At 58.0% G+C, this 24,408-nt stretch carries 20 protein-coding genes; 9 read left to right on the forward strand and 11 right to left on the reverse strand.

Annotation, left to right across the window (positions count from 1 at the left end; translation table 11 throughout):
• Positions 1-58: 58 nt before the first annotated feature.
• Together QMO80_RS18235 and QMO80_RS18240 are read right to left on the reverse strand one after the other, a co-directional pair.
• Positions 59-1,387 carry a UDP-glucose/GDP-mannose dehydrogenase family protein gene (locus tag QMO80_RS18235; RefSeq protein ID WP_283197775.1) on the reverse strand — a complete coding sequence of 443 codons (1,329 nt, stop codon included), beginning with the start codon at positions 1,385-1,387 and terminating at the stop codon, positions 59-61.
• Positions 1,388-1,645: 258 nt separating this feature from the next.
• Positions 1,646-2,245, reverse strand: a complete 600-nt coding sequence (locus QMO80_RS18240) for a transglutaminase-like cysteine peptidase (protein ID WP_283197776.1) — start codon at positions 2,243-2,245, stop codon at positions 1,646-1,648.
• A 304-nt stretch (positions 2,246-2,549) separates the two neighbouring features.
• Here QMO80_RS18240 and QMO80_RS18245 point away from each other — a divergent pair, with 304 nt between their 5' ends.
• The 5 genes from QMO80_RS18245 to QMO80_RS18265 all read left to right on the forward strand — a co-directional run bounded on the left by QMO80_RS18245 (position 2,550) and on the right by QMO80_RS18265 (position 9,284).
• Positions 2,550-3,974, forward strand: coding sequence for an O-antigen ligase (locus QMO80_RS18245; protein WP_283197777.1), 1,425 nt, complete (start codon positions 2,550-2,552; stop codon positions 3,972-3,974).
• A gap of 286 nt (positions 3,975-4,260) precedes the next feature.
• The gene (locus QMO80_RS18250; RefSeq protein WP_369685943.1) at positions 4,261-5,472 is read left to right on the forward strand and encodes a polysaccharide biosynthesis/export family protein; all 1,212 of its coding nucleotides are present in this window, start codon (positions 4,261-4,263) and stop codon (positions 5,470-5,472) included.
• A gap of 82 nt (positions 5,473-5,554) precedes the next feature.
• Entirely contained in the window at positions 5,555-6,256 is a 702-nt protein-coding gene (locus QMO80_RS18255; protein WP_097626378.1) for a sugar transporter, read from the forward strand.
• A 47-nt stretch (positions 6,257-6,303) separates the two neighbouring features.
• Positions 6,304-8,580 (forward strand): polysaccharide biosynthesis tyrosine autokinase, encoded by a 2,277-nt coding sequence (locus tag QMO80_RS18260; protein ID WP_283197779.1) that lies wholly within the window; start codon positions 6,304-6,306, stop codon positions 8,578-8,580.
• Positions 8,580-9,284, forward strand: a complete 705-nt coding sequence (locus tag QMO80_RS18265) for a hypothetical protein (RefSeq protein WP_283197780.1) — start codon at positions 8,580-8,582, stop codon at positions 9,282-9,284. The genes QMO80_RS18260 and QMO80_RS18265 overlap by 1 nt, the downstream gene beginning before the upstream one ends.
• 118 nt (positions 9,285-9,402) lie before the next feature.
• Here QMO80_RS18265 and QMO80_RS18270 read toward each other — a convergent pair whose 3' ends face one another.
• The gene (locus QMO80_RS18270) at positions 9,403-10,113 is read right to left on the reverse strand and encodes an Ig-like domain-containing protein (RefSeq protein WP_283197781.1); all 711 of its coding nucleotides are present in this window, start codon (positions 10,111-10,113) and stop codon (positions 9,403-9,405) included.
• 690 nt (positions 10,114-10,803) lie between these two features.
• Between QMO80_RS18270 and QMO80_RS18275 the strand changes: the two genes are divergently transcribed.
• From QMO80_RS18275 to QMO80_RS18290, 4 genes are all read left to right on the forward strand, one after another.
• On the forward strand, positions 10,804-12,426 hold the full coding sequence (locus QMO80_RS18275; protein ID WP_283197782.1) for a right-handed parallel beta-helix repeat-containing protein: 1,623 nt from the start codon (positions 10,804-10,806) through the stop codon (positions 12,424-12,426).
• Between the two features lie 492 nt (positions 12,427-12,918).
• Positions 12,919-14,688 carry a type I secretion system permease/ATPase gene (locus QMO80_RS18280; RefSeq protein WP_283197783.1) on the forward strand — a complete coding sequence of 590 codons (1,770 nt, stop codon included), beginning with the start codon at positions 12,919-12,921 and terminating at the stop codon, positions 14,686-14,688.
• A 15-nt stretch (positions 14,689-14,703) separates the two neighbouring features.
• A complete protein-coding gene (locus QMO80_RS18285; protein WP_283197784.1) occupies positions 14,704-16,011 on the forward strand; it encodes an HlyD family type I secretion periplasmic adaptor subunit in 1,308 nt (435 codons plus the stop codon).
• A 154-nt stretch (positions 16,012-16,165) separates the two neighbouring features.
• Positions 16,166-16,861 carry an SGNH/GDSL hydrolase family protein gene (locus QMO80_RS18290; protein WP_283197785.1) on the forward strand — a complete coding sequence of 232 codons (696 nt, stop codon included), beginning with the start codon at positions 16,166-16,168 and terminating at the stop codon, positions 16,859-16,861.
• 37 nt (positions 16,862-16,898) lie between these two features.
• Here QMO80_RS18290 and QMO80_RS18295 read toward each other — a convergent pair whose 3' ends face one another.
• The 8 genes from QMO80_RS18295 to QMO80_RS18330 all read right to left on the reverse strand — a co-directional run bounded on the left by QMO80_RS18295 (position 16,899) and on the right by QMO80_RS18330 (position 24,404).
• Complete coding sequence (locus tag QMO80_RS18295; RefSeq protein ID WP_283197786.1) at positions 16,899-17,375, reverse strand: glycosyltransferase; 477 nt, start codon at positions 17,373-17,375, stop codon at positions 16,899-16,901.
• Entirely contained in the window at positions 17,372-17,830 is a 459-nt protein-coding gene (locus QMO80_RS18300; protein ID WP_283200220.1) for a glucuronosyltransferase, read from the reverse strand. The genes QMO80_RS18295 and QMO80_RS18300 overlap by 4 nt, the downstream gene beginning before the upstream one ends.
• A 210-nt stretch (positions 17,831-18,040) precedes the next feature.
• The gene (locus QMO80_RS18305; protein WP_283197787.1) at positions 18,041-19,024 is read right to left on the reverse strand and encodes a glycosyltransferase family 2 protein; all 984 of its coding nucleotides are present in this window, start codon (positions 19,022-19,024) and stop codon (positions 18,041-18,043) included.
• The gene (locus QMO80_RS18310; protein ID WP_283197788.1) at positions 19,021-19,905 is read right to left on the reverse strand and encodes a glycosyltransferase family 2 protein; all 885 of its coding nucleotides are present in this window, start codon (positions 19,903-19,905) and stop codon (positions 19,021-19,023) included. The genes QMO80_RS18305 and QMO80_RS18310 overlap by 4 nt, the downstream gene beginning before the upstream one ends.
• 81 nt (positions 19,906-19,986) lie before the next feature.
• Positions 19,987-20,931 carry a glycosyltransferase family 2 protein gene (locus QMO80_RS18315; protein ID WP_283197789.1) on the reverse strand — a complete coding sequence of 315 codons (945 nt, stop codon included), beginning with the start codon at positions 20,929-20,931 and terminating at the stop codon, positions 19,987-19,989.
• 79 nt (positions 20,932-21,010) lie between these two features.
• On the reverse strand, positions 21,011-21,832 hold the full coding sequence (locus tag QMO80_RS18320; protein ID WP_283197790.1) for a galactosyl transferase: 822 nt from the start codon (positions 21,830-21,832) through the stop codon (positions 21,011-21,013).
• Between the two features lie 12 nt (positions 21,833-21,844).
• Positions 21,845-22,870 carry a polysaccharide pyruvyl transferase family protein gene (locus QMO80_RS18325; protein WP_283197791.1) on the reverse strand — a complete coding sequence of 342 codons (1,026 nt, stop codon included), beginning with the start codon at positions 22,868-22,870 and terminating at the stop codon, positions 21,845-21,847.
• 31 nt (positions 22,871-22,901) lie between these two features.
• Complete coding sequence (locus QMO80_RS18330) at positions 22,902-24,404, reverse strand: lipopolysaccharide biosynthesis protein (RefSeq protein ID WP_283197792.1); 1,503 nt, start codon at positions 24,402-24,404, stop codon at positions 22,902-22,904.
• Positions 24,405-24,408: the final 4 nt, after the last annotated feature.

A 24,408-nucleotide genomic window follows, 5' to 3' on the forward strand; every position in this document is an offset into this window, starting at 1 on the left:
AAACGCCGCGGAATTTTGCTCCGCGGCGTCAGGACGATTACCGGCTCACCGGAACCTATCAGGCGTTTGTCGATTCATGATAGAGATTGGTGCCGATGCCGGTATAGGCAAAGCCGTGTTTGCGGACCTCGTCGCTGCGGTAAATATTGCGCAGGTCGACCAGGACCGGGGCGCGCATCGACTGCTTCAGGCGATTGAAATCGAGCGCGCGGAACTGATTCCATTCGGTGACGATGACAAGCGCATCCGCACCGGCGGCCGCTTCATAGGGGCCGCTCGCATATTCGATATTCTCGATCACCTTGCGGGCATTCTCCATGCCTTCGGGATCGTAGCCGACCACCAGGGCGCCGGCGTCCTGCAGGGTCTGGATGACGGCAATCGCCGGGCTGTCGCGCATGTCGTCGGTGTTCGGCTTGAAGGTCAGGCCGAGAATCGCGATCTTCTTGCCGCGAATGTCGCCACCGACGGCCGAGATGACTTTGCGTCCCATCGCCCGCTTGCGGTTGTCGTTGATCGAGATCGTCGTCTCGATAAGCCGGACCGGCGCGTCGTAATCCTGCGCCGTCTTGGCAAGGGCAAGCGTATCCTTGGGGAAGCACGAGCCGCCGTAACCCGGACCGGCATGCAGGAACTTGGCGCCGATACGGCCATCGAGACCGATGCCGCGCGAAACGTCCTGGACGTTTGCGTCGACCCGCTCGCAGAGATCGGCGATCTCGTTGATGAAGGTGATCTTCATCGCGAGGAATGCATTGGCAGCATATTTGATCAGTTCCGAGGTGCGGCGGGTGGTGAAGACCAGGGGTGCCTGGTTGAGGTAAAGCGGGCGGTAGACCTCGGTCATGGCTTCGCGCGCCCGGTCGTCATTCAACCCGACGACGATACGGTCGGGACGCTTGAAATCTTCGATCGCCGCACCTTCGCGCAGGAATTCCGGATTGGAAACGACGGCGACATCCGCAGCAGGATTGGTTTCGCGCATGATGCGCTCGACTTCGTCGCCGGTGCCGACCGGTACCGTCGACTTGGTGACGATCACGGTGAAGCCTTCCACATAGGTGGCAATCTCGCGCGCCGCCGCATAGACATAGGAGAGGTCTGCGTGGCCATCGCCGCGCCGGGATGGCGTGCCGACCGCGATGAACACGACGTCGGCGCTACGGACGCTTTCGCCGACATCGGTCGAAAACGACAGCCGGCCGGTGCTGGTATTTTCGGCGACCAGTTGCTCCAGACCCGGCTCGTAGATCGGAATACGGCCTTCGCGAAGGGCTTCGATCTTACTCAGATCCTTGTCGACGCAGATGACGTCGTGGCCGAAATCCGCGAAGCAAACGCCTGAAACGAGGCCGACATAGCCTGATCCAATCATCGTGATGCGCATATTTCCCTCAAATCATTGGAGTAGAACGTCATGCTGCGTCGCAGCATGGCGTTGGTCATACTGAATCTGGGCGAAAAGACAATATCGAAGATCGCTTGATACCCACATCGAAAATCGAACGAGGGGCACGACAATTCGTTGCCGGCACCCCTTCGACAGCAAGAAACATAGGTTTGTGTGGGCAATGTGACAAGTCGAGCCGCTCGTCAGAGGCGGCTCGACTTTCATTTCCAGACGGTTCTTCCGCAGCCCGAACTTCTACAGCCGGTACCAGACATAGGGGTCTGTCCCCGATTGAATCTTGTCCCAGCGCAGATCGGTGTCCCGCCAGTTCTTGATGCTGCTTTTCCTGTTGTCGAGCACGAGGTCGCCCTTATCAGTCCTGACCACCAGGACGGCATGTCCTTCACCGGAAGGTGTATATGCCGTTGCGATTCGTAAAGCGCGCGACGACCAGCCCATCGCGATCAGCCGGCTGCGCTTGGTCAAGGCGAAATCTTCGCAGTCGCCGCTGCGAACATTCACCTTCCAGACATCGCCGTTCAATTCGTTGCGGGAATCGTTCCGGCCGATCATCGTGCGATTGACGGTGTTGTTCACGTTTTTCAGCTGCAGCATTTGCTCATCGGTGAGCGCAACGACCGAGAGACCGTTGTTGTCACGGCATTCGGCCGGGTTCTGGGCGCAGAACAATACCTGCGCGAAGGGCGGAATGATCTTGTCTTTTTCAGAGATATAGCTGACCGCCGAACTGCCGTTCAGGCCGCGGGCAAAACCTGCGGGACCGGCGGCAAATGCCGAGCAGGCATTCCCTGCTGTAAAGGCCAGCGCCAGAAGTGTAACGAATGTTTTCTTCATCTGTTAAATCCCCGTTCAGGGCAACCGATTGAGATCAGGCTTGCCTTTTTTCTCGGTCAATGGCATGGCGATTTAGTGATCTGCCAAGTATTGGCCGCAGAACGTCTGTCCCGTTCCTGCTGCTTGACGGAGCATAGCCGGGGCTTGTCTCGATTGGCTTAAGTCTTTCGCGACAATTTTAAACGATGTGAAATTCTGTTGCACTTTAACACGCAAGCCATTGATATGCAACTTATGTTAGTGCGTGCATATTAACCGCTCGGGTTGTAATTCTGCCATTGCCGCTCGCTGGCGAAGAGATCGAATGTTATCCAACCTCATCAACAGGCAGGCCTTGCGCGAGGCTCTTCTCTTTGCCTTTACCGGCCTCGTTATACTGACGCTTCTTCCGTTCGGGAGCGTCACGCCCTTTCCCTTCGCCTTTGCAGCGATCGGAATGTTTACCCTCGGCGCCATTTCGGCACTGCTGTTCGGAGAGCCGAGGCAAAGCAGAGGGGTTTTCAGTATCGCTCTGTTGATGCTCATCGTGGTGACGGGCTGGACGTTCATCCAGACCATCGAACTGCCTTCCAACTGGCTGGCAAACCCGGCCTGGCGTGCCGCGCGTGACCTGGCAGGTGTCGACTACGCGGCAATCTCGGTCGAACCGGCCGACACGCTGGCGTCGATCCTCTCGGTGGGGCTGCCCTTCGTCACGTTCCTGACCGGGCTTCTCTTATGCGATACCGATCAGCGCGCGAGGAAAGTGCTGACCCTCCTCGGGCTTTCGGCGGGCATCATCGCTGTGTTCGGCCTGCTGCAGTTTTCACTGTTTCCCAACATCCTGATCGTCGTGGAGAAGCGCGCCTACCTCGACAGCCTGACCGCAGTCTTCGTCAATCGCAATACCGCGGCGACCTTCCTCGGGCTTGGAACGCTGCTGATGCTGACCCTCGTCAGAGATATCGCCCGTTCCCATTCGAACCATCCGCCCGGCGAGCCGGGCCGAAACACGCTTCTGTTGAAATCGTGGATTTACATCCTGCTCTTGTGCGCATGCTTCACCGCGCTGATGCTGACCCGCTCGCGCGCAGGCATATTCGCGACCTTTATTGGCGCTCTCATTTATTTCCCTTGGCTGGTCATGAATTGGAACGGCTCGCGGCGTTATCTGAAACCGGCGCCGGGATGGCGCCCGATGCTGAAGCTCTTCTCGGCGATCGTATTCGTCGTCGGGTTGCTGGCGGCGTTTGCCGGTCAGGCGATTTTGCGCGCGCAAGAGCGGCGGCTCGAGGATGATGACCGGTTCTGCATCCTGCCGGGCATATGGCGTGCCATTTCGGATCACTGGTTGACCGGGACCGGTCTCGGGACCTTCCGGACCGTGTTTCCTGCCTACCGCGATCCGGCCTGCGGGATTTTCGGGATCTTCGACCGGGCGCATAATTTCTATCTCGAAGGATTTCTGGGTCTCGGGATATTGTTCCCGGTCACGGCAATCCTTGCCTTCGCGGTCCTTGCAAGAGTGTTTCGGCAGGGGTTCGCCCAAAGGCGGCGTCTCAGGCATTTTGTGCTGCTTGGCTTGGCGGCAACGGTTCTGGTCGCCCTTCATGCGGCCGTCGATTTCTCGCTGCAAATACCGGGTTTTGCCGTGTTTTATTCCGCCTTCCTCAGTGCGGTCGTGGCGGTAAGCCTTGGGCGCGGCAACGGAGAAGCGGACGTGGCATATGAGCGGCCGCTCAGCCGCTAAAATTTAAACAGATGGTTTATGAAGGTTTTTGAAAAATAGCGATTGTGCAGGTGCGAACTGTTGACTCTGAAACGCAAGAAATTTTATAGCGGGTCTAGCCCTCGGGTTTTTTACGGCGCCAGAAAAGTTGGATTGGGCCGTTTTCGCTTCCTCAAGGGCTTGGCGTTGCCAGCCTGCCACAGTTAGGGGAATGTTAATCGGCTTTCAGTGTTATTGATCGGGGATTGTCTTGTATTTTGTCAGATTGCGGGGCAGTAGCTTCAAGGGCGTCAACACAGGTTATTCTATGGGTTGTTCTCGTATCGGTAGTACACGCGTCGCCATTGTTGTAGCGCTAACGACTATATTGGCAAGCTGCACATCGCTTCCCAGATCCGGTCCCGATCACAAAGATGTTGATCGAGATGCGGCAGTGAAAGTGACAACGAAGGAGCGTCGCGTCGGCATCGACTACGCTCTGATTGATCTCAGCAAAAACGTTCTTCCCTATTTTACTTCTGCCCAGCCGACGTCCTTCAAGGGATTTGGCGGTGGTCGCGGCGGGGCGCCTGAAATTCCGCTTGGTTATGGCGACGTCGTCCAGGTTGCTATCTTCGAAGCTCAGTCCGGTGGGTTGTTCATTCCCTCGGACGCCGGAAGCCGACCCGGCAATTACATCAATCTGCCGGAGCAGACCATCGATCGAAACGGAACGATCACGATCCCCTATGCCGGTCGCGTACCGGCCGCCGGTCGCCTGAAGGAGACCGTGGAGCAGGACGTCGAAGATCGGCTGGCGAGCCGCGCGATCGAGCCGCAGGTGGTTATTACGACAACGAACAGCCGCTCCAGTCAGGTGGCCGTGCTCGGTGACGTCAACAATCCTCAGCGCGTCACGATCAGCCCGGCCGGTGAGCGTGTTCTCGATGTCATTTCCGCTGCGGGCGGTTTGACGACCAACAATATCGAAACGAATGTGACGCTGCAGCGTCGCGGCAAGACGGCAACCGTCGCCTACAATACGCTGTTGAAGAACCCGGCGGAAAATATCTACGTTGCGCCGAATGACACGGTCTCGATCGATCATGAGCGCCGCACCTATCTTGCGCTCGGCGCCGCGGGTGTCAGCGGCCGCTTCGATTTCGAAGAATCCAACCTGACCCTCGGAGAGGCGATCGCCAAGGCGGGCGGTTTGCGCGACGACCGCGCCGATCCGGCTCAGGTCCTGCTCTATCGCCTGGTCCCGAAGAAAACGGTTCAGTCGATGAACGTCGACACGACGCGATTTGCGGGTGAGACGGTTCCAGTGATCGTCCGCGCGAATCTGCGCGATCCGGCGACCTTGTTTGCGGTTCAGCAATTCAAGATGGAAGACAAGGATATTATCTATATTTCCAATTCGGACTCGGTTGAACTGGTCAAGTTCCTTGACATCGTAAACTCGGTATCGTCCACTGTGGCAGGCGTGACCGACGATGCGAACGATACTCGCAACGCGGTCCAGGATCTCGGAAATTGATTGAAATATAGGCGGCGTTGCTCGCAGATGACCAACGCCGCGTGGTATTTTCCATAGCGGATTTGATGAAGGAACCACCGATATGGCAAGGTTTGGTGTTTATCGTAAGCTTGCATATAGTGGACTTGCCGTTGCGATGTTTGCCGGCATGAATTCAAGCGCCTTGGCGGCCGCTTGCGTGCGCCTCGCAAATCTCACTACCGTCGATGTCAACGCGTTTACGGCTAATCCGGCCATTCTGCTCGACATGTCTGATCCGCTGGTTCTATCGTCACTCGTTCGTGCGCTGGTCGGCAGTAGCGGCGAGGCTCTATTACCGGTAATCGAGCAGGCCAAGACAGCCAATGCCGCACAGATGGCGGCCATCGGCTCGGGTCTTGGTCGGGCTGCAAACAGCTGTCAGGTGACGGACCCGCTATCCAAGCTGGCGATCGAAAAGGCGGTCGCCGAGGCTGCGAGCGCCGATCCCAATCTTGCCCCGCTACTCGCCGCCTTTGCAAAGGTCCTTGCCGAAGGCGGGACCGCGGCGCTCGGTCCAGGTGCAAGCTCCGCCGCTGCCGCATCTGGCATCGGCAATGACGGGCAGGTTGGCCAAACTGGCCCCGGCGCTGACGATGGCACGCCTTTTGACGGCGCCGCGACGACTGCGGGTACGCTGAAAGTTTCGAATGCCGGCGACGACTCGTCTTCGAGCACTATTACGATTGTCAGCACAAATGGGGGAGGCCAATCCTCCTCCGACACGACCCAGTCGACGAGTCCGAGCGTCGCGGTCATACAATAGCTGGAATTGCCCTTAGATCTTAGCGCTTGATTTGTTGGAGATCGAAATTGCTATCGCCAGATAAACTTACCCCGCGTATCGACCCCTCCCGCGATGCAGGAAACGACGCTGATTTCATCGATTTCGACAAGCTCATCGCGATTGCCCGCCGACAGTGGCGGATGGTTGCGGCATGCGCGTTCGCCTTCGCCATTCTCGGCGTTGTGTATGTGCTGACGTCGGTGCCGGTGTACACCGCCGATACAAGCGTGCTGATCGACCGCAGCGATAACCAGGTGATCAACCAACTGGCGGCTTTCGGCCAGATGGACGATGACGAAGGGACCGTACTCAGCCAGGTCGAGCTGTTGAAGTCCGACACGATCGCCTATGCCGTGGTCGATAAGTTGAAACTGGTCGACGATCCGGTGTTCAACGCCCAGCGGAATTCGCTGTTTTCAGTCGCGACGCTGAAGTCGATGGTGAATTTCAAATCATGGTTTGCCGACGCCGCAGCAGTCGCGCCCGATCGGGAAATGCTGCGGCGGTACGCTGCGGAAACTGTAGCCGGTAATATCGATGTCGAACGTGTCGGCAAATCCTACGTTCTCGATGTCAGTTATACCTCGCAGTCGCCCGATATGGCGCGTCAGATCGCCGCGGCCATTGCCGACGTCTACCTGGTCGACAAACTCAATTCGAAATACGAGGCGACACGCCGGGCCGGCGAATGGCTTCAGGAGCGTATCGAAGAGCTGCGGCAGCAGGCGCTTGATGCCGACCTTGCGGTTCAGAAATTCCGCAGCGAGCATGGGCTTGTCGAGGCCGGATCCGGTACCCTGATCAGCGAGCAGCAGCTTTCCGAGATCAACACGCAGTTGATCAATGCCCAGGCCGAGACGGCGAAGGCCGAGGCAAAGTATGCGCGCGTCAAATCGATCATCGACGCCAAGCAAACCGACGCGATCGTCACCGATGTGCTCGACAGCTCCATTTCCAACGACCTGCGCAAGAAATATCTCGAGGCTTCCAAGCTCGAGACCGAAATCGAGGCGCGGCTTGGTCCTGATCACGTCCAGGCAGTTCGGCTTCGTGCGGAAATGGAAGAATATAAGAGACTCATGTTCGATGAGTTGAACCGCATCGCCGAGAGTTACCAAAGCGAGCTGCAGGTTGCGCAGTCACGGGAAAATTCTTTGCGTGACAGTGTCACGAAGGCGACCGGTGTTGCCGCGACGGCCGGCGAAACGCAGGTGCAGGTTCGCGAACTCGAGCGCACCCGCGATACCTACAAGAATCTTTATCAGAGTTTCCTGACGCGTTACCAGGAAGCCATTCAGCAGCAGAGCTTCCCGATTACCGCTGCGCGCATCATCACGATGGCGGAGACCCCGACGAAGCCGAGTGCTCCGAAGAGAGCCCTTGTCGTCGCTTTTGCGATGTTCCTCGGATGTGCGGTCGGAAGCGGTATCGGTGCTTTCCGAGAATTCCGGGATCGGTTCTTCCGCACCGGCGACGACGTCAAGGAAGTGCTCGATGTCGAATCGCTTGGTGTCATGCCGCTGGTTGACGATAACGTCGATGATCCGACCCTCGTCGATCCCAGCAATCCGCGAAGCATCGCCAGGGGCAGCAAGACCACGACCTATGTCGAGGAGCATCCGCTCTCGGCATTTGCCGAGACGCTTCGAAGCGCCAAGATTGCGATCGACCTCAGTGCGGCCGATCAGCGCTGCAAGGTCATCGGCGTGGTGTCGAGCTTGCCCGGCGAGGGGAAGTCGACGACATCAATCAATTTTGCCAAGCTTCTGGCAATGCAAGGCGCCCGCTGCCTGCTGATCGACGGCGATATGCGAAATCCCGGTGCGACCCGGGCAATCGGCCGCCATGCCGAGGCCGGCTTGCTCGAGGCGATCGTCGATGGCCGTCCGCTCAAGGATCTGATCCTTCTCGATCCCAAGACCAAGCTTGCATTTCTGCCGACGGTTGCACGATATCGTGTCCCGCATTCGTCGGAGCTGCTCGCGTCACGCGGCATGGACCAGCTTCTTGAAATTGCGCGTCAAAGCTTCGATTACATTATCGTCGACTTGCCGCCCCTGGCGCCGGTCGTGGATGCGCGCGCTATCAACTCGAAGCTCGATGCAGTGGTTTTCGTTATCGAGTGGGGAAAGACATCGCGCAAGGTCGTGCAGTCGACGCTGCTGTCCGAGCCGGAACTCTATGGGAAATGCGTCGGCGCTATATTGACCAAGGTCGATCCGTCGCAGATGAAGCTTTACCGGACATTCGGCTCCAGCGAATATTATTACAAGCGTTATTCGCGCTACTACACCGAAAGCTGATGTTCCGAAGCCAGGTCGTTTCGGTCACCAGGATCGCTTTCGTTATCGTCACCGTCGTCTTTGTGGTGCTGGCCGGGCGAGAGCTCTATGCTTCGATCAGAACGGCCAGCATCTCGATCGTCGCCGAGAGGATCGAGCGTGGCGAGACGGTGGCCGATGATGTGGTGACCAGATATGCGTCGCGCAGTGTCGACGTGGTCGGTGGACATTATTGCCGATCCGATATTGTCGCCGCCGGTGTGACACTCGTTCTGGCGCAACTCGATCGGCAGAATGTCAATGTTAACTACGATGCCTGGGCTGCTGCCGCATCGAGCGCCCGCGGTTATCTGCAATATGCGCTCTCCTGCATGCCGACGAACAGCAATTTTTGGCTTCGTCTCGCCGCTGTTCAGTCGGTCATCGCGGAAGAACCGTTTTCGATTGCGGGAATGATGAAGCGTTCGGTCGCTTTCGCGCCCCATGACGAGTCGATGATTTTGACCCGGTTCTATTTCTGGAACGATTTCACCGATGCAACGCTTTCGGCGGCAAAGACTGCGCTCGACAGCGATCTCACGACGATGCTGAAACTTGGCGACCGTTGCAGGGTCAATGCCGCCATTAAAGAGATCAGCCCACAACTCCGCCCCATCTTCGATCGAAGCTGGGCAGGCGCTGGGGACGGCACGACGGCGCGATTCCGGCAACGCTGCCGCAAGTAGCCGTCGGCAGATTTCTGAGGACGATTCGAGACTCAAGACGGCTGTATGCAGGGCTTGAAGGGCGACAACGCCCGCTGCTTGCGCGGCGGGCGTTGTCGATTGATCGGCTATTGGACGATCAGACGCTGGCGCCCGAAACAAAATCCGTGCCCGTGATATTGAGCGTCAGAACGCCGGCGTCGGTGTGACCTTCGCCGTCGGAGATTTTGTAGAACTGGACGGTTTCCGTAACATGGTCGCCCGGAGCGATATCTGCTGCCAGATCATAGGTGAATGAGCCGTCGGCCTTGACATGGAACGTGCCGTAGGTCCCGGCGACGTCGGTCGTTGCGCTGGGGTTGCCGTTCACGTTCGTACCGGCGAACTGACGGAGGAAGAGATGTCCGTTGTCGCCGGGAATGTCGTTGTCGAGAGCATTGCCGGCGATGGGGCTGCCTTCGGTGAAGCTGTAGTGGTCGTCGACAGCGATCGGCTTGACCTGGGTTACGCCCTGAATGTTCAGGGTGAACAGGCCGACATCGGTATGACCGCTGCCGTCGGAGATTTTGTACGAGACCTTTTCCTGGAGCAATTCACCATTGGTGAAGTTGACCTTGGCAGCATCGCTCAGGACATAGGTGTAGCTGCCGTCCGGTTTGACGAAGAAGGTGCCGTAGTCGCCCTGGATCTCGGTGATCTGGCTGTTGCCTTGCTTGGCGCCAACGCTCTGCTGGTCGAATGCGCGAAGGAATAGGTGGCCGTTGTCAGATGAATCGTTGCTCAGCAGGTTTCCCGAGATGACGTCGGTTTCCAGGAATGTTGCACTATCGTCGGTTGCGTGAATAGCCATTGTTGTCTCTCCATGAATTGATCTTCGCTGGCCAATTTTAACCTTAGCGACGGGTGCGATTAAGGATATATTAATACAGGGAGTCAAGGCTGAGATTAACAGAAGCTAAACATAAGAGTGTACCGCGTGCAATAATGACACACATTCTTTCGGCGCTAGAGGATGAAGCACTTGTTTATTGGTGCATTAATAATAAGTGAATACGACGGATGATGGGCGATTGAGCATATTTCTTCGGAAGCTAAGAAATTTTATTCGGAAGCAATCAATAAGAATACAGACATTCACTTCGATGAAGATGAAATTGTCAAATAATCACATTGGGCTAGCAATCTGCTTTGGCGATTTTGTCATGCCGCCCCGGTATCCCGATCTCGCGTCATTTTAAGGTCATCACCGTCATTTCCATTGCCGGATACGTTTGAGGAAGAAACCTTCTCGTTGTAGCGACGTGATCGCGGCAACCTCGCGGATAGGGAAAATGGACTGCTATCAAATTGATGTTCTAGTAAAAATACATTTCCTTCGCGCGACGCAACTTATGCGCCATTAAAAATACATCGGAGAAGAAGAAAATGTGCCTGACGATGAAGAATATCGGCAGATAGAAAGAATTTTAGTGTTTCATTTTAGCCGCCGGAGAGAGGTTCGCGCTTAGAAGATTTCCATCACCTGGGGGAGATCGAAGGCATGACCGTCTACTACGTGAATTCAGCGACAGGATCCGATCATAACAGCGGAACCGCGGAGAGCTCGGCTTTCGCGACCTTGTCAGCGGTCGAAGCCTTGAGATTGAACCCCGGCGACAGTGTGCTGCTTGCCGCAGGCAGTGTGTTCAATGAACAATTCGACTTGAAATACTCCGGAAGCGTCACGGCGCCGATCACCATTGGCAGCTACGGTCTTGGCGACGCCCCGGTCATTCACAGCAGCAATGACGGCATCCATGGTTCGAAGGCCTCGAATATCGTTATCGAGAATATCAAGATCGCCGATACCGGAGCGAACGCGATATATGCAGGGAACGTCTCCAACTGGGTCGTGCGGAATGTCGAGGTGACGAATACGGGTCTTGCCGGAAAGCCCGGATCCGTCAGCTTCCAAAGCAGTCAGAACATCACCATCGAAAACAGCACGCTGACCGGTGTCCATTCCGACGGGATCTGGATGGACAAGGTCAACGGCGTCACCCTGATCAACAACACCGTCACCAATAGCCAGGGAAGTGCCGCAGACGCCATTCAGCTCAACGACAGCCGCAACATTCTCGTCAAGGACAATTATCTGGAGCAAACGCAAACCAACAGCGCCAAAGGCGTCCTGGTGCTGGTCAGAGCTCAAGATGCTTTGGTCGAGGGCAACACGCTCGTCGGCGGCGGCTTCGGGTTGAGTGCACAGGCAGGCACCAATATCGCCATCCACGACAACGATATCTCGGGATATGGCGGCTACAGCTGGTCCTACGGCATCGGCCTTGGCGATCAGGGCGATGCGAAGAACTATGATATTAGCGGGAATTATATTCATGATGGGGTGTACGGGGTTCTGGTCAGCGCCGCCGGCAATCCGCTTTATGTTCGCGAGAATATCGATGTTCATGACAATGTCTTCGACGACCTGTCCTCGTCGGCGCTCAAGGTCGACCGGCCTGCATCGGGCACCTTCTATGATAATATCATCGACAGCGATGTATCGACGCTGACGATGCCGGCCTCAATCGCTGCGCAAAACACGTTCTTTGTCGGCGACAACAAGACATTCGAGCAAGCGCAGGCCGAACTCGACAGCGCCGCCAGTACGAATGGCGATACGTCGCCGAGCCAGGAGCAGACGCCTGCCGTACCGGTCATCGAACATCCCGCGGAGATCCCGGCGCAGCCGCAGATATCCGCCCCGGCGCCAGTGACCGAAACGCCGGTGGCGACCGTGCCCACAGTCGCCGCGCCGAAAATTGTCGCTGTCCGTGACAACTTGAAGATTTCGGCCGATACCGGCAGCGCATATCATGGAAACCTTCTCGAAAATGACAGTGCTGCCAACGGGCATGTGCTGCTGCGCCGATTTGGCGAGAGTGCTGTGGATAAATATGGGCTGACGGTAACAGGGAAATACGGTGTGATCCATATCGAGAGTGATGGCGATTACACCTACACCGTGGACGCGGCGAAACTTGCCGGCCTGAGCGGGAACGTCAGCGAATCCTTCCAGTACAAAATTTCCGACGGCGCTTCGCACATCGATACGGACTCGCTGGGTATCTACATCAATGTCGATGCATTTCATTCCAGCCAAGCCTCGCACTTGTTGGTCTGAAGTGCTCAACGCGGAGACTGCGTTAATCGATCATCTTCTTCAGGTTGAAGTTTTCCGACCTCAATGCGGATGAATTACTGCAGGCTGTAGAAAGAGAGAGGTGGCAGATGACAAAATATGTCCGCCGGTCATAATCAGAACAAACTATAGACTGAATTTATAGTTAATGCCTCAGTAAATCTCGCGTCTACGCGCGCGGCATGTTCATCCCTTTGAGCCGTTATTGGGCGGTTTGCGGTTTTCACTTGCTTAGGCCGGTATAATTAGCGTAGCGTTAAGCTAGGGCCCCTGAAATCGTTCGCTATAAATAGGATTTTTCGGTCATTTTTCAGTGGGATTCATGTAATAGGATTTGGACTTGTCAGTGGGTTTCGGCACCGGTGCCGAGGATCCGAAGCAAGCTATGTCATTGTTCGGGCTTGATAGGCTCGTAGCTGCGCGGTACGCAGGCTGATTGGCCTGCATGCGATGCGGTAGGAGAGGATTTAATTCGTGTTTCAGAGTTCAGCGACTGATGCCAGTGAGCCGTCCAAAGCCTTGCGGAAGTGCAAGGGGGGACTTGTCTTCATCGGCATAGCAAGCGCGCTTATCAATATTCTCTATCTTACCAGCTCGTTTTTCATGCTTGAGGTGTATGACCGGGTCATTCCGAGCAAAAGCATCCCGACGCTGGCTGCCCTGGCAATTCTTGCGCTGGCTCTTTACGCTTTCCAGGGCGCGTTCGAGGTTCTCCGGAGCAGAATGCTCGTGCGCGTTGCCGGTGCTCTCGACGAGATGGTGAACGGGCGCGTATTCCGGGCGCTGATCAAGGCGCCGCTGAAGGTCAAAATCGGCGGGGACGGGCTTCAGCCGTTGCGCGACTTCGACCAGATCAGAACCTTCCTGTCCGGCATGGGGCCGACGGCGATGTTCGATCTGCCCTGGCTTCCCTTCTACATCGTGATCTGTTTCCTGTTTCATCCGGCGATCGGATATATCGCGATCGGTGGATCGCTGGTTCTCGCCATACTGACGTTCCTGACCAACCAGGGAACGCGGACGCTGTCAAAACAGCAATCCGAAGCCGCCAATATGCGCAATGCCTTTGCGCAGACCTCGATCCGCAACTCCGAGGTCATTCACGCAATGGGCATGGCCGGCACCATGGCTGAAATCTGGGACCGCAAGAATGGGGAGTACCGGCTCATCACCCGGCAGGCGTCGGATGTCGGGAACGGCTATGCCACCCTGTCGAAGATTTTCCGTATCGCCCTGCAATCGGGAACGCTTGCGACCGGCGCGATCCTGGTCATTCAAGGGCAGGCCTCCTCAGGCATTATCATCGCGGGCTCCATTCTGACGTCTCGCGCCCTGGCGCCCGTGGAAGCAGCGATCGGAAATTGGCGCGGTTTCGTTTCCGCCCAGCAAAGCTGGGCGCGGCTTGCGAACCTGTTGAAAACCATTCCGGAAATTCCCGCCCCGCTCGCGCTTGCAGCGCCTTCCAAGCAGGTTACGGTCGAGGGGCTGGCAAGCGGGCCGCCGGCGGGCCAGCGCCTGGTCATTTCCGATGTCAGCTTCGGGCTGAGAGCAGGAAGCGCCCTCGGGGTCATCGGTTACAGCGCCTCGGGCAAGTCGTCGCTGGCGCGGGCGATGATGGGCATCTGGCCGACCGTCAGGGGATCCATTCGCCTCGATGGCGCAGCACTCGACCAGTGGGATGGCGACGCGCTTGGCCGGCATATCGGCTATCTCCCGCAGGACGTGGAACTGTTCTCGGGAACCGTCGCGCAGAATATCTGCCGTTTCGCCAAAGACATGTCGCCTGAGGCGGTGGTTGCCGCGGCACGGGCGGCGCGTGTTCACGATCTCATTCTTCGGCTGCCGAACGGTTACGAAACCGAAATCGGTGAAGGGGGGGCCGCGCTTTCGGCCGGCCAGAGACAGCGTATCGCGCTTGCAAGAGCGCTCTACGGCGAACCCTTCCTCGTCGTGCTCGACGAACCGAACTCCAATCTCGATGAAGAAGGCGAGCGGGCGTTGAGTGCCGCGATCATGAGCGTGCGTGCACGCGGCGGCATCGTCGTCGTCATCGCACATCGCTCCGGCGTTCTGGCGGTCTGCGACTTCGTGCTGATGATGCAGGACGGCCGGATGATCGCATTCGGTCCGAAGGAGGAAGTTCTGGCGCGGGTCAGCCGGCCGGAAGCAGCGGCGGCGCGTACGCCGATTGCCGAGCGCGTGGCTCAGCTCAAAGTCGTCGTCGACGGCATGGCCGCCGAATAGGCCGGAAGGAAGATTGTGAGTAAGGTCATCAGTGAATCGAAACGCTCCCTCAATCGTCATGTCGCCCTTGTCGGCGCGTTGTCGATAGCTCTCGTTTGCGGCATTGGCGGTTGGGCGGCGACGACGGAGCTTTCGAGCGCCGTCATCGGCGAAGGCGTGGTCGTCGTTAACGGCGATGTCAAGAAGATCCAGCACCTGACCGGCGGCATCGTGTCGAAACTGCTGGTCTCCGAAAATGACCATGTGACGGCGGGACAGGTTCTGATACAGCTCGATGGCACGACGACAAAAGCACAGCTTTCGATCGTCGAGAGCACACTCGCTCAGCTTTATGCGCGCCGTGCCCGCCTGAAGGCCGAAAGAATCGACGCCGCGACATTCGATGTCGAGGAAAACATCAGCGATCTGACGTCCAGCACCGCGGCGCGGGATCTGCTCGACGGCGAGACAAAGCTGTTCGACAGCCGCAGATCGGCGCTGATCGGAATGAAAAGCCAGCTGGCGTCGCGCAAGGATCAGCTGGCCGAGCAGATCAAGGGTCTGGTCGTTCAAATCGACGCGACCCATGATTCCCTAAGCCTGATCGAACAGGAGCTCGAGGGCGTCGATACGCTCTACAAGAAGGGGCTGGTGACGCTGCAGCGTTTGAATGCGCTGAAGCGTGCCCGCGCCGACCTTCAGGGCAACAGCGGCCAGGAAATCGCTGCAAAGGCGGAGGCCGAAGGCAAGGCAATCGAAATCGATCGCCAGACGATCCAGCTGGACGAGGATCGCCGTTCGGAGATCGCCAAGGAACTGACCGACGTGGAGGCGAAGATCGCCGAAAATGAAGAGCGCCGAGGAACCGCGCTCGATCAACTCCGCCGTCTCGACATTGTCGCGCCGCTCAGCGGGCGCGTTCACGAGCTTTCCATTCACACGGTCAATGGCGTCGTCAATCCGGGTGAGACGCTGATGCTCGTCGTTCCCGAAAATGAAGATCTGACGGTTGAGGCGAGAGTCGCCACGCGCGATATCGACCAGCTTCACGTCAGCCAGTCCGTCGATGTGCGTTTCAGCGCCTTCGATCAGCGCACGACGCCAGATGTGCGCGGCGAGATCACGTCGATTGCGCCTGATATCGTCAAGGATGAACGGACGGGCATCAGCTATTATCCCGTTCGCGTCAAGCCGGAGGCTGAAAGCATCGCCAAGCTGAAGTCGATAAAGCTCTATCCCGGCATGCCGGCCGAAGTCTTTATCAAGATCGCCGACAGAACCGTTATCTCCTATCTGACGAAGCCGCTGACCGATCAGATGCAGCACGTATTTCGTGAGGAGTGATGGCGCGGCTGTGCCGCGTCACAACCGGCATGAGCGGTCATCTTCATAAAATTGTCTCGAGCCTGCTGCAGCTTGGGTCAGGAAGGGCATGGCTGCCCTTCCAGCCGGGTTTCTGACGCGTGACCTATCGGTTCCGCCGAGATATGATTTCTCCATGATAAGTGTGCGACTTCGGCGAACAGTGCCGATTGAGAGACGATCGCTCTATGGATGGCTTCTGCTTTTGGCGTGTCTGGTGATGCTGGGGGGCCCCACAAGCGGTCATGCCGGGAATGCCCCGCCGTTGAAAATAGTCGCGTTCGGAACATCTTTGACGGCCCGGGGAGGGTGGCAGCCCGCTCTCGAAACAGGGCTTGCAGCCTGCCTGCAGAGGCCGGTGAAAATCGAGAGCGTTGCAAAGAGTGGCGAGACGTCGCTATGGGCTCTTGCCCAGCTTGATCGCGTCGTCGCCGAGCAGCCGGATATCGTTCTGATCGAGTTTTACGCTAACGACGCAGCATTGCAGCGGTTCGTGTCGCTTGCGCAAAGCCGAAAGGATATCGGTGACATCCTCGATCAGCTTCGGCAGCGCCTGCCGCAGGCGCGGATCATCGTCATGGCGATGAACCCGTTTTCAGGGCTGCGCGGCCTGATCCGCCCCTTTGTCGGCAGTTATATCTCGGCCCATCGGGCGGAGGCGGAAAAACGCGGTCTGGAGTTTGTCGACCACCGGCCGAACTGGCAGCGCCTGACGCCGGCGGCTCTGGCCGCGGCCATTCCTGATGGCGCCCATCCTCTGCCTGAGATTGCCGCTAAGATCATCGTGCCGGAACTTGTCAAACATATTGCCGGCGGCAATTGCAAAGAGTGAAGGAATTCTGCTTTGCCGATGGCCTCCGCTGGGCGCTTCAACCTGCCGCGAGATAACCTTTCAGATAATTGACCAGCGACGCCCGACCGACCTCGGAGGCGTCTTCATGGGATGGACTGTCCAGGTCCTGGAGAAGATAATCCTTGAGCTCGTCATCGGTATTCGCGACATAGATGCCCGGCCGGCCGACGAGCTGGCTCACCGTCGCAAGCTGATGATCGTTTCGGTGCTCGCCGAGGGCTGCCTTGCGTGGCACGAGGATGATCGGTTTCCCGAAACGCTTTGCCGTCAGTACCGTGCCTATCCCCGCATGAGAGACGATGACAGTCGCATCGCGAAAGACCCTGTCGAAGTCCGCCGGTTCGATATTCTTGATCCATTTCATGTTCTGTGGCGTGTAGGTACCCTTGCCGATCTGCGCCAGAACCGGCTTGCTCAGATCCTTTGCGAAGGTGTCGATGGCCTTGACGAGGCGATCAAACGGCAGCTGCGTTCCGACGGTGACAAGGATCAAAGGACAGCTCCTGCATAATGGGGGCCATCCGGCCGCGACAGATGTTGCCATTGCGTGAGCCAGAGCGATGCGATGCGGCCGGCCAATTTTCCCGATAGGGACAGCTTTTCGACATTGGCGACGCTGTCGATCCAGATCGTCCGCTTGCCCGTCAATTTACCGGCAAGCAGGCAGAACAGTCCGGGTGCGGCACCGGTTGAGATGATGACGTCGGGCCTGTGTCTAAGAACGATGGCGAAGGCGCTGAAAAAGCATCGGATCGACATGGTAATCGAGTCGCGGCTGCAATCGGGAAGGACCAACCCGTCGCGGATGTCGTATTTGGCAAGCAGGCCGGGGATGGTCGTTGCAAAAATGATATCGCAGCCCTCGAACGCGCCGCGCATGGCCATCAGCTGCTCCCAGTGGCCGCCTCCTGACGAGGCAGCGAGAACCTTTAATTTTTTCTCAGTCATAGACAGGCATCTCCTATATTTGACCGATGACGAGAGTGAAAAACCGTTCTGTCCGAACAGCGGCGGTGTCAAGATAGTTCCGTCGAACCGTACCATTTTTGGCCGGGTGGGTCGAAGCTTTGATGTTCATGGACGGCCCCATCACATATGATGTGTTCGTTTGGAACATAGGAAGCGTCAAAGCTCATCTGAACACTCCCGCACATAACATCAGTGGGCGGCATTGGGCTTGTATTCCTGATAGGCATGTCCGAGGATCCCGTTAACCATGCCGGCGCCGCGCAGAACATGGGTGAGCGCTCGCATGCCCCAGTAGGGTGAAATCAAGATTGCCGGCAGCATGACCAGTCCGAGCACGACTCTCGTGGCGCCATAGGCCGCGCGGTAGACCCGGCGTTTGAGGTTGCCATGCAGAACCTCGCTGACTGCGAAGGTATTGCCCAGACGGTACTGTCTTTGCAGCACCCATTTCCAGGTCATCCGGTTCGCGGGAACGATGTCATAGACGAGCGCCTTGTCGGCCCAGAAAATCTGCATGCCGCGGCGGACGGCCTGATTGAAGAAAAGATAGTCCGTGCCGCCGGTGAAGCGCATCTTCTCCTCAAAACGAAGATTCCATGAGCGGATCAGGGGATAATCGAACATGACGTTGTTCGAAGCCGCATAACCGATACGCTGGCCGTCGACGTTCTTCTTGCGCTCGAATACCCTGGCCTTGATGAAATATTCCGGCGGATTTTCGGGATAGACCGGCTGGACGGGGCCGTAGACGCAATCGGCGCGGTTTTTCTGCCGGGTCTCCAGCATGGCGTCCAGCCAGCCGTCGACCGGCCATTCGTCATCGTCGAGAAAGCAGAAGAGCTCGGTGCCGGGAGGTGCCGAATCCAGCGCGCGGTTGCGCGCAAAAGGGATGCCCTGGTTTTGCTCGACGACGTAGATCAGGTCGTAGGCGCCTGTCTGGCCAAAGCCCTCAACCGTTGCCTTCGCGCTGCCGGCTGCATCATTGTCCACGATCACCATGGTGAGATGATAGGGGCGGGCCGGGTGCCTGATCTGCCGCGTCATGACGTCAAGCAGCTTGGCGATCCCGTCCAGCCGCCGATAGGTCAGCACGCCGACGGCGATCTTCAATGGCGCAGCGCCGGCCTGATCGGTGCCGAGGGATGAGTGCGGGAAAGTTTCCTGCTGGTTCATGACTGTCCTCTCCGCAGCAGATTTCCCAAACGCTTGCGCGCCGCCATCAGGGCCACCTCGGTTGCGGCAGCATCGCCGAAGGGGCCGCCGGTCACCGTGTTGCGCGCTTCTCTCCTGAGCTTCAGCAGCGATGTCGTTTCGGCAATGCCGCCGGCCACCAGGCTCTTGCCGAGCGCCTGCAGCCCATCATATCGGCGCGCCAGTTCCAGTCCTGTCGCGATCATGATCCGCGGGCGCAGCGTCTTTGCCCTGCTTGTGCCGGTATAGCGGTTCGACGCATGAATGCGCTGGAAGGTCAGCGGGGTTTCGATGATGGCGCCGCGGCCAAGAAAGGCTGCGGCAAACTTGATGTAATTGTCGCTGAGGACGACGTCCGTTGCGACGGACATCGGCAATATCTGGCACAGCAGGCTGCGGCGGAAGCTCAGGCCGGAAGTCGGAACCGGGAGCGAGGGAAAGCCCCCCTTGCGAAGTGTGTCCCGCTTGTCGAACAGCGTTATCTGCAACTCTGCAGGAGGCTGGTCGCTTTCCTCGGTCGTCACCCGGTCGAAGCACCAGTCGATCTCGTTGCGATCGTAGATCTCGGCAATCCGCGCGAGTTTGCCGGGCAAAAACGCATCGTCGGCGTCAAGGAGAAAGAGGATATCGCCGCTTGCGGCCGCAAAGCCCGCATTGAAGCTCGAGGCCTGACCACCGTTTTCTTTCAATACAGCCCCAATCCGATCCCCGTAGGAGGCAAGAATCTCCCGGGAATCGTCCGTCGATCCGTCGTCGACCACCACCACTTCGAAGTCAGGGTAGTCCTGCGACAGAACGCTATCGATGCATGGGCGGAGATAGCGGCCATAATTGAAATTATTGATGAGCACCGAGAGCTTCAAATTATCGCCTCCTACAGCGCCGCGCGTCTTTTCAGACGCGCAAAGGACGCTGTAATATTTCGAATTGCTAAGGCCAATCGATCACCGCGCCAGCGTCTGAGGCGCGTATCGGCGAATTCCCGCACGATAGCCCCGCATGTAGTAATATTTCCAGATAGCCCAGAACCGCTTCTTGGATTGCGGCAGGAGATAAAGCGTGGCTGCCCGGAATGCCCATTGTGCGCTTTCGATCCAGGTCGGAAGCGGAACGCCGCTTAACCTCACGCCGCCAGGCACCTCGTCGGGAAAGAGCGCCGGCATGCCATAACCAAGGCGCTCGCCGCGCTTCTGGACCCAGTGCTCGGTGACGCTCGATGCCGGGATCCAGTGGTGAACCACGGCCTCGGCGCATCGATAGGATTTGGCGCCGCTGGCTGCCAGGCGGATGATAATTTCAGCATCCTCGCCCATTGCGAACATCGGTCCCGGAAGAGGGCCGATGTCTTCCCGATAGCGGACACTCGCCCCCAGCAACTCGCGCCGAACGATCGTGTTCGGACCCCAAACCTTTGTCGGGTCGCATGGTCCGCTTTGTGTCTCGTCAACGATCGCAAATGTCGATCCCATGGGAATCCAGTCGATAAAGCGATCCTTCGGCTCCTTTTCCCAATCGGGGACGATTCTGCCGCCGAAGACGCCATAGCTGGGATGGGCAGCGGCGCAGTCGACGATTGCCGTCAGCCAATTCGGTTCGGCGCGAATGTCGTCGTCGGTCAGGACAACGAGATCGCCCTTTACCCGATCCAAGCCCATGTTCAACGCACCGGACTTTCCCGGCGTGCGCTGCTGCAGGATGGTGATCGGAAGCTTGTCACTGTAGGACTTCAAAAGATCGAACGTGTCGTCATTGCTGTTGTTGTCGACAGCAATCAGTTCCCAACGATCATGGGGAAGTTCCTGGCGCACCAAGGAATCCAACATATGGCGCATCCGTCGGCTGGCGCCATTATAAGATGCAAAGAGCACGCTGACGAATAGATCCGACATCAGTGACCAACCCTCTTGGTGAAGTCGAAAGAGAAAAGCCTCATATTTTGACTGCCTGTGCGATGTTCGAACAAACGGTTTACGCGGGGTTCGACCGTGTCTTGCCGAAAAACTCGCGCCTGTGATTTTCGCCGAGTACCCTCAGCTTGCGAAGATTGCGCAACCAGCGCCGCGGTTTGGTGAGCACGCCGCGGTTCAGGAAGTACTGCCGCAGCAGGCTCGGCGCCTGACTGTGCGATCCGCCATGGGCAACCCGATAGACCGCCCCGCGAAAGGGAAGTTTCGTCAGCGGGGCTCCACGTTGGGACAGGATGTTCGCAATGCGGACATGGCTGCCCAGCATCGACTTGATCCAGTCGAGCGAAGCATCCTCGAAGCGGCCGGGGAGTTCGTAGAGATCGGCACGAATGATCAGCGACGTGCCGCAGAGATGGCTGAAATCATCATGGCCGAACAGGAAATTGCCGCCGTCGTCCCAGATATAACCATGGTCGATCGTCCAGCCGTTGGCGTCCCGATTTTCGGATGCGTGCTGCACAATCCGGGAGCTGACGAAGTCATCGTCATCGACAATCATGAAAAAGCGGCTGTCGGCGGCGGTCAACATGCCGCTCAGGACACGCCGGCCCTTGTCTGCCCGGAAGGCGTCCAGGAAGTCTTCCTTGCTGCCCTTTCCGAGTTCATGCAGGTCGTTCGGCGGAAAAGTCACGCGCACGGCGGAAAACTTTTCCGGCAGATCAGGCAGGTCGGCGCCTTCGTTCGCCACGATGATGCCGCGCCAATCTCCATTGGTCTGGTTGGAAATGGAGGCCACGGTCTGGCTGAGATTCGCCTTCAGCTTGCTCCAGTCGCGGGCATTGTCCTGATGTCGGACCGGGATAATGAAGGTGACAAGTGGCATCGAATAACCCCCTTAAGCCCGCAAGCTCACAGCTTCTTTGACGCGCCCTTGAGCCGCCTGGTGACGCGCCCACTCGATCCCGTCTTCGAGCGAGGTTGCCTTGTATGAAAGATTCGTTCCGCCGGAGAACGCATTCATGAAGCGGCGGATCTTTCCGTAGCTGTTGTCCAGCACGGCATGCGGACGGCCGAGCAGCAGCGAGCAGATATGGACGTGCAGGCGGTCGGTGACGATCGCGCGGGCACGCGAGATCTGGCTGATGCCGCGTTCGAAGCGGTTATGCGCAGCCGCGTCCAGCCTGCGCAAGGCGATTTCGCTGGGCTTCAATGCGAGATAGGCGGACGCGACGCCAAGCTTCTTGGCGATATTCACCTTGCGTTTCGACTCGGTGATCCAGTCTTCCACAGGAATGTCGGACGGGATGCTGCGATCGGTGCCGCCGACCCGTTCCGCATCCTCCCGCAGCATGGCGAGGACGGGAATCTGCGTCGCCCTTTCCGGAAGCGCACCGATGGCGAAAGCCATATCGGGGCATAGCCGCACCGTGCAGTCGAAATGTTTTTCGGAAAATTCCTTCGATTCTTCATCGCGCACTAGCAGCACGAAATTCTTGTGGCGCCCGATTGCCCGTTTGGACTGTTCGATGCGCTCGGGCGAGCTGTAGTGGATCGACTGCGGGAACTGGACGATCTGCCGATCGGGGAAGCGCTCCATGATCGCTTCACGGAAATCCTGATGGGCAACCCAGATATCGCCGAAATTGCCGCCGCCGTGGATGAAGATCGGGCCTGTGGGAACGCGCCGTTTCAGCTCTTCCGCGGAGAAGTCGTACAGCCTGGAAACATAGTCCGGACGCTTGCCGAAACGATTCTTGAGATAGGCCATCTCACCCAGCCAGATCGCCGAGTCGCCACAATTGCGGATGTCGGGGAAGTCGAGAATCGCGAGCGGTTCGTCGCGCGAGACATAGTCCTTCAGGCAATCATGGATCATGCCGTTGAGTTTTGCGATCAGCTCAGATCTGGATAGGCTGGTCATTCTGCCTCACTTGTTAAGGTTCGTTTTAGCGTTAAGCCGACTTGGGAACGGCAATACGTTTAGCTTTTGACAGGAACTTGACGGCGATACGCTGAACTTCGGTTTCCGGGCCATTTGGCTTCTTCATTGCGAGCCAAAGGACAAAGCTGGAACCGATATAGAGTATACCACCGGTGACGACGAGGATGGCGAGGTGCAGGGCCAGCGCCAGCTTGTCGGTAGGGGCGTTCAGGACATGCGACAATCCCCAGACGCCGGCGGCCATCAGGGCGACGCTGGCAAGCGCGCGGAAATTTGCCGCGAGCTGCTGGAAGAACGGCAGATTGATCAGGCGCTTGACGAGAAGCATGTTGACCACGGTGGAAATCAGACCCGTCAGCACGCGCGCATATACGACGCCCGGAAGCCCGGCCATCATCAGGCCGGCGATGATGATGGGAATGCGAACCACCAGCATCTGCGTGTCGCGGATGAACAGCATCTTGGTATGGCCCTTCGCCATGCCGAGCGGCTGGACGAGCGAGCCGAGCGTCTGCAGGGCGAAGACCGATGCCAGCGCCTGGACGATGAAGATCGCAGGAGCCCACTTCTCGCCCAGGGCAAGCCGCATCATCGGATCCGCCACGACAGCCATGCCGATCCCCGCCGGAAGCGCCACCGCCGCCAGCAGCGCCTGCGCGCGCTGATAGGCTGCGACCAGCCGGACCGGATCGTTGCGGACCTTGGAAAAGCCCGGATAAATCGTCTGGTTCAACGGTGCCGTCGCCTCACGGGTCGGCAGCGTCGAAAGCGTGTTGCCGACGGTATAGTGACCAAGCTGCGTGGCGCCGAGCATCTTGCCGATCAGCAGATACTCGATCCGCCAGTTCAGCGTATTGACGATCTGGCCGGCCGTCAGCCACACCGAGAAGGAAAACAATTCCCGGGCATGGCGGAAGGTTATGCGCGGCCAGAACGGCAGGACGGTGTAGGACACGATGATATTGGTCACCTGGTAGGCAAGCGTGCCGATCACCAGCGCCCAATAGCTCTGGTAGATGGCGGCAATTGCCACCGTCACGATGAAGCCGACCAGCTTTTGCGAGACGTTGAGGACGAATTCCTGCCAGAAGATCAGATCGCGCTGGAGCATGACGCGGCGCGGATTGGCGAGACCGCTCAGCAGCAGGCTGAAACTCAGGGCAAGCATCACGCTCGTCAAACGAGGTTCATTGTAAAACTCGGCGATCGGATAGGACGCGGCGGCAAACAGCAGCGCCAAAATGGCGCTTCTCGTTACGCTCAATGTCCAAACCGCGCTGAAGTGCGTTTCGCTCGGAGATTCGTGGCGGATGAGCGCCTGATTGAGCGACAGCTCGGTGACAGAACTCAAGATGACCTGGATCGTCGTTGCAATGGCGACGAGACCAAAATCAGCCGGCACGAGATACCAGGCCAGAACAAAGGTGCTGAGCGCCGAAAGCCCGTTGACGATGGCGCGGGACAGACTCAACCACATGCTGCCCTGAATCAGTCGGTCGGTCACACTGCTCATGGGC

It is taken from the genome of Rhizobium sp. BT03, assembly GCF_030053155.1.
Classification (GTDB): Bacteria; Pseudomonadota; Alphaproteobacteria; order Rhizobiales; family Rhizobiaceae; genus Rhizobium.